The sequence below is a fragment of the Enterococcus sp. 125944 genome (assembly GCF_051909435.1).
In the GTDB taxonomy this organism is placed as follows: domain Bacteria; phylum Bacillota; class Bacilli; order Lactobacillales; family Enterococcaceae; genus Enterococcus_D; species Enterococcus_D gallinarum.
Genome location: NZ_JBQASY010000043.1, coordinates 1 through 5,076, shown reverse-complemented (window position 1 = coordinate 5,076; position 5,076 = coordinate 1). Strand labels below are relative to the sequence as shown.

Annotated in this window: 5 protein-coding genes and 1 pseudogene; 1 reads left to right on the top strand and 5 read right to left on the bottom strand. The window is 41.4% G+C overall.

The genetic code is table 11. From position 1 onward, the window contains the following. From ACTFWY_RS17505 to ACTFWY_RS17495, 3 genes are all read right to left on the bottom strand, one after another. The coding region (locus ACTFWY_RS17505; protein WP_439948533.1) for a glucosaminidase domain-containing protein at positions 1-1,227 on the bottom strand (1,227 nt) is incomplete at its 3' end. Between the two features lie 92 nt (positions 1,228-1,319). Continuing rightward, a complete protein-coding gene (locus ACTFWY_RS17500) occupies positions 1,320-2,672 on the bottom strand; it encodes a C40 family peptidase (RefSeq protein WP_439926672.1) in 1,353 nt (450 codons plus the stop codon). 415 nt (positions 2,673-3,087) lie between these two features. Next, a complete protein-coding gene (locus ACTFWY_RS17495) occupies positions 3,088-3,684 on the bottom strand; it encodes a TetR/AcrR family transcriptional regulator (protein WP_003126028.1) in 597 nt (198 codons plus the stop codon). Positions 3,685-3,787: 103 nt separating this feature from the next. On the opposite strand from ACTFWY_RS17495, the gene ACTFWY_RS17490 reads away from it, so the two are divergent. Then, positions 3,788-4,390, top strand: a complete 603-nt coding sequence (locus ACTFWY_RS17490; protein WP_081131455.1) for an ECF transporter S component — start codon at positions 3,788-3,790, stop codon at positions 4,388-4,390. A gap of 180 nt (positions 4,391-4,570) precedes the next feature. Here the strand turns inward: ACTFWY_RS17490 and ACTFWY_RS17485 are convergent, their stop codons facing one another. After that, entirely contained in the window at positions 4,571-4,930 is a 360-nt protein-coding gene (locus ACTFWY_RS17485) for a DUF1304 domain-containing protein (protein ID WP_005470923.1), read from the bottom strand. A gap of 44 nt (positions 4,931-4,974) precedes the next feature. Next, positions 4,975-5,076, bottom strand: a pseudogene (locus tag ACTFWY_RS17480) (IS30 family transposase); the annotation flags it as partial.

Below are 5,076 nucleotides of genomic sequence, written 5' to 3'. Positions count from 1 at the left end.
GCTGTTATTGTTGGATCCTACTTCCGTCACATACGCGGCGCTGACCCAGCCTTTGCCTTCCACCCGATACCAAGTACTGTTGCCATTAACACTGGTTCCTTGTTTTTGGGCTACTGCTTTGAAGGTCGTATTATTGGCTAATGACCCCACTACACTGGCACTGGTTGAAGCATCTGAACGAATATTCAGCGCTGCCATGGTCTTGAATTGCTTATTGATCGTTTGTTCTGAATTATTGGTGTTGTTGCCATTCCCGCTGCCGCCACCGGTCGCGGAATCAAATTGTGTCAAATTGTAGGTTTCGATCAAATTATTCAGCTTGCCGGCATAAGTCGTATCTGTCGCATACCTTCCTTGAAGCCATTGTGTGGCATCACGATAGGAAGAGGTATTGGATTTCCAAGCCCCACTGTAAAAATAAACGCCTGGTGAAAAAGAAGTCGTTTTTAAGACATGGGCATTATCTTCAAATGATTCCTTTAAAGACGGATATTTGCGGAATTTTGCAACGATCTCATAAAGATTGCCGTTGCCATCATCTTCCATTGTTCGCATCTCAACATATTGACCATTGTATGAACCTTTGATCCCAAACATATTGTTTGCTTGCGTCGTAAGTGTGGATTGTCCCCATCCTGATTCAAGGATCGCTTGTGCTATCATGACGGAGGCATAAAGATCGTTGACACTTGCTACTTGTTGCGCCATTGGTCCTACTTGCTGGATGAAGGCTTGTTGTGTATTAGATCTTGCCATCACACGATCGATATTAGGCATAATCTTTGTTTCTAATGCAATTCGCTCTGCCTCTGACAACATTGGGATCTCACTTGTCGATTCTGCAGAATCAGCGTCACTGGCAGGCTCCGTTCCTAGAGGTTCTTCTGAAGACTCGCTGGTTGCTGACTCACTTGATGATACTGTGGAATCTGTGTCCTCAGTCAACGATTTTTCGGTTCCAGTATCCTCGGTGGTTGTTGCTTGACTCGCTTGTGATTCATTTACTAAATCGTGTAAATCGGCTGTATCATCCGACGAAGCTACCGTAGGCTGTTCAACCACTTGTACACCTGTGTCATTCGATTCTTCAACAGAAGTTGCGAGCACACTAACCGGTACTAAATTCAGCGAACTAACGAGAGCGGTAGTGGTAGCAGCTCCTTTTCGGTACAATTGACTGCGTTTTTGCCGTTGCAACTCTTTGCGGATCTGTTTTCTGCTTTTCATTTTTCTCTCCTTCTACTAGCACTGATTCTTTCTGCCCATTGGGTTCAATGAGAATCAGTCCACTGGATCAAGTGTTTATAAAGATAAAATAATTAATTGACTCTAACTGCAAAGCTCGGAGTGTAGTACGCTGTATTCCCCACAGAAACTGTCTGTCCTGGACGAGGGGCATGAATGTACTGGTTGCCTCCTAAAGAGATGGCTACATGGTGGGTACTGCCGGCAGCACCCCAAAACAGTAAGTCACCAGCTTGCGCTTGACTAACAGAAATCATTGTACCAGGAGTTTCTTGCGGTACTGTCCAGCCACCGATATCTTTTCCGGTTACTTGTAAATAGACATAACGGGTAAATCCTGAACAGTCAAAACTATCTGGTCCTTTTGCTCCCCAGACATACGGCTTATTGAGATGATGGTAAGCTTCTGCTACGATCGCAGCTCCAACGTTCCCAATTGGCGCAGATGGTGTCGGCGGTGCAGGCTTAGAGCTAGGAGCAGGATTTCTGCTGCTTTCCGTACTTGCTGCCGTCGAAGAAGAATCTGGAGTAGTTACGGGGCTTATTTCATTATTTGTTGGTGTTTCTTGGATATCCCCTTGAACATCAGTGGATTCTCCTTGAGCAGAACGTTCGGTTTCAGAAGAATCAGCTTCAGAAATCGAAGAATTTTCAGAAGACTCGGTAGTCGTTGGTATGAGCTGATCTTCAGCTGCTGCCTGCTGTCTTGCTGCGACCCGCTCTGATTCTTCTCTTATTCGAGTTTGTTCTGCCTCATAGGCTTCTTTTTGAGCGAGCAATGCTTCCTTTTCACTTTCTTTATTTGCTTGCCGTAAAGAAAGGTTTGTCTGCAAGACATTCAGATCTGCTTGCTTGGACGCCAGCTTCCCTTTTTGGGCTTCCAGCTGGCCTTGCATTTGCTGCATTTCCGCCATTTTGGTTTCTGCTTCATTTTTCTTTGTCTTAACAGCTGCTTGGTCCGCTTGTTGCTGTTGGATCATCTGATTATTGGCATTGACGATCGTCGTCATTCCGTGGAACCGCTGAACAAAGTCACCGAAAGATTCGGAATCCAAAAGCACGGAAATAAAGCGATCACTTTTCCCATTGACTTGAGTGTCTCGTGCTTGATTCTGGATCGCTACTTGTCGTTTCTCGATCCGTGCTTCCAAATCAGTCACTTCTTTTTCTAAATCATTGATTTCATTCCCTAGTTTTTTCTGCTGAGCGATTAATTCAGCTGCTTGTTCATTGATGTCAGACACTTCATTTGTTAACTGATCTATTTGTGTCTGCACCGATTGATGCTGTTGTTTCAATTCAGCTACTTCGTTATTTTTTTGCTGAATCAATTGATCGTAATCATCGGCGAACACGGCGGTTGGGATGACAGGACTTGTCAGCGCTATTGCACAAATGCACAAAGATGATGCAAGTTTCTTTTTCATTTTCTCCTCCAATTCGTCAATTTTGATCATCAAATTACATTTATTTGACATTTATCATTTTAACATACTCCTATTCACAACCCAATTGATTTCCCGTTTACATTTTCATTACAAGTGAAATCAATTGTTTTTTAATTCTCGATAGTTTCTTAAAAAACACTCAACCTTCCATTATGATCACTTTTCGAAAAGACATCTAAGTTGGTGAGTTTATGAAATCAAGCAGTATCTGTAAGATACAAACCGTTCTTGATTTCAAAAAGATTACAAAGCCGTAGAAAAAAAGCCGTAGAAAAAAGCCGTAACAAAAGAATTCACTACAAAAAAGTCCAGAGATCGTTCGATCTCAATCGAACTTGAGAAAGGCTATTTCTCCATTTTTTGTATTATCTTCTATCACAGCTTCTAAAAACTTTTATTGATACGGCAACAGTGTTCGCATCACTTGAATTTGATGATCGATTTGTTCTTCTTGAATATGACCCGTCAAAGCTAAAATACCCAGACCTTCTATAACAAACATATAGTTCTCTGCGATTGCTTCCAGATTCCGATCGGCAATCACGCCTTGCGCAACTCCAACTTGAAAAATCTCTTGGATCGTGCGTTTCGTCTCAGTCAACTGCGTTTGCTGCAACGAACTCGTCTCAACTGACTTATGCGTATAATAATACTCATACGTCGCTCGCAGCATGCTGTCGGATATGCTATGAAGCAATCGGTATTTATGATCCTCAAAATATTTCGTCAAGATAGTCTCGAAAGAAGCATTCGCTTTGATCATTGCTCGAACTTCATTAAACCGTCGTTGCGAACGTTGTTGCAGCACTTCTAAGAAAATCGCATCCACCGATTGAAAGTACAGATAGATCCCGCCGCGACTAATGCCGCATTCTTCGATGATGTCTTGCATCGTTGCATCGATCAATCCTTTCTTGCTGAATACTACTTTGGCACTTTCCAAAATCGCTTCTCGTTTTTGCCGTTTTTTTTCTTCGATCGGCTTTTTCATGCTTCCACCTCACTTTATTAATGACACCTGTGTCATTTTATTGTATAATCATCCTAACATAAAAATGACACGAGTGTCATTCTATAAGAAAGGGTGTTTTCTCATGAACACAAAAAATAAAACGTATCGTTTAGTGATCCGTGCAATTCTAACCGCAATCATTATCTTACAAACTATGGTACCTTTCCTTGGCTTTATTCCTATCGGCATCACTAGTCTGACGATCATTCATATCACGGTCATTGTTGCTGCCATTGTTTTAGGAACGAGAGATGGGATGTTTATCGGCTTGGTTTGGGGGATTTTCACGATTATTCGGGCATTCACTTCCCCTACGACCCCTTTGGATATCACAGTATTCACTAATCCGATCATCTCAGTCCTGCCAAGGGTCTTAGTAGGTCTCGTCGCTGGTATATTGTTTACTTGGCTCTATCGTAAAACAAAGAAAGTCGTCCTTGCTTCTATTGTTGCAGCCATCTTTGGTACCCTTACCAACACGGTTCTCGTGTTAACGTTGATGGGAACCCTGTACACTAGTTTGGTGGCAACTACCTATGGTGTTGATGCTTCCGCTTTGTTTGTCACATTAGGAGCTATTGCAGTGACTAACGGCGTTTCTGAAGTGATCACAGCAGTGATCCTGACACCAATATTAGTCAAAGCGCTTTTCGCAGCCACCAGTTTACGTCCAGAAAACCGCTGAGTAAAAGTCCGATTCTTTTAGGTTTGTATCGTTAGCTTTATCCTATCATTTTTTACGACAAGTGCAAACTTGTCCTCTCATTTAACAAATGAAATCAACAAAAAACCTCTCACTAGCAACGGTTCCATCATTTAATGGAACACATAACTGTGAGAGGTCATTTTGATTATCTTTCAAAAATCAGAAAAAAGTTGCTATCAATGCAAGGATTGCTAAGCCGCCTTGTGTCAATATAATTTTTTTGTCACTAGTGATGCTTCCATACAGAGCAACTAAAATGATATAAATCAAAAGCAGGCGACTCAATTCGACAGGAGAAGCGGAAAGAAACACGCTATAGAGCAAGCCGATGCCGATTAACCCATTATAGATTCCTTGATTTTTGAACAATGTATTCAGTGAAGGGCGTTCTAATTCTTCTTTTGATAAATTGAAAACCCGTTGCGTTCTCTTTGAAGTAGTCGCAAAAGTTTCCAAATACATGATAAATAGAAATTCAAGTGCAACGAACATGATTAAACCTATAGTAATAGTGGACATTTTGCTTCCTCCTTTTTTAAATCTGGTTTTCTTTATCTTAATTGTCAAATTAAGTTAGACAGATCATCAATACTTACGTAACTCAAAAATACTTCCAAAGGTGTTCGATAATCCAGTGATTTTCTAGGAATATTATTTCGTTTAGA

What these genes read in the sequence shown, in the direction of transcription:
- ACTFWY_RS17500 (WP_439926672.1), bottom strand. Translation starts at nt 2,672, where the DNA reads ATGAAAAAGAAACTTGCATCATCTTTGTGCATTTGTGCAATAGCGCTG.
- ACTFWY_RS17495 (WP_003126028.1), bottom strand. Translation starts at nt 3,684, where the DNA reads ATGAAAAAGCCGATCGAAGAAAAAAAACGGCAAAAACGAGAAGCGATT.
- ACTFWY_RS17490 (WP_081131455.1), top strand. Translation starts at nt 3,788, where the DNA reads ATGAACACAAAAAATAAAACGTATCGTTTAGTGATCCGTGCAATTCTA.
- ACTFWY_RS17485 (WP_005470923.1), bottom strand. Translation starts at nt 4,930, where the DNA reads ATGTCCACTATTACTATAGGTTTAATCATGTTCGTTGCACTTGAATTT.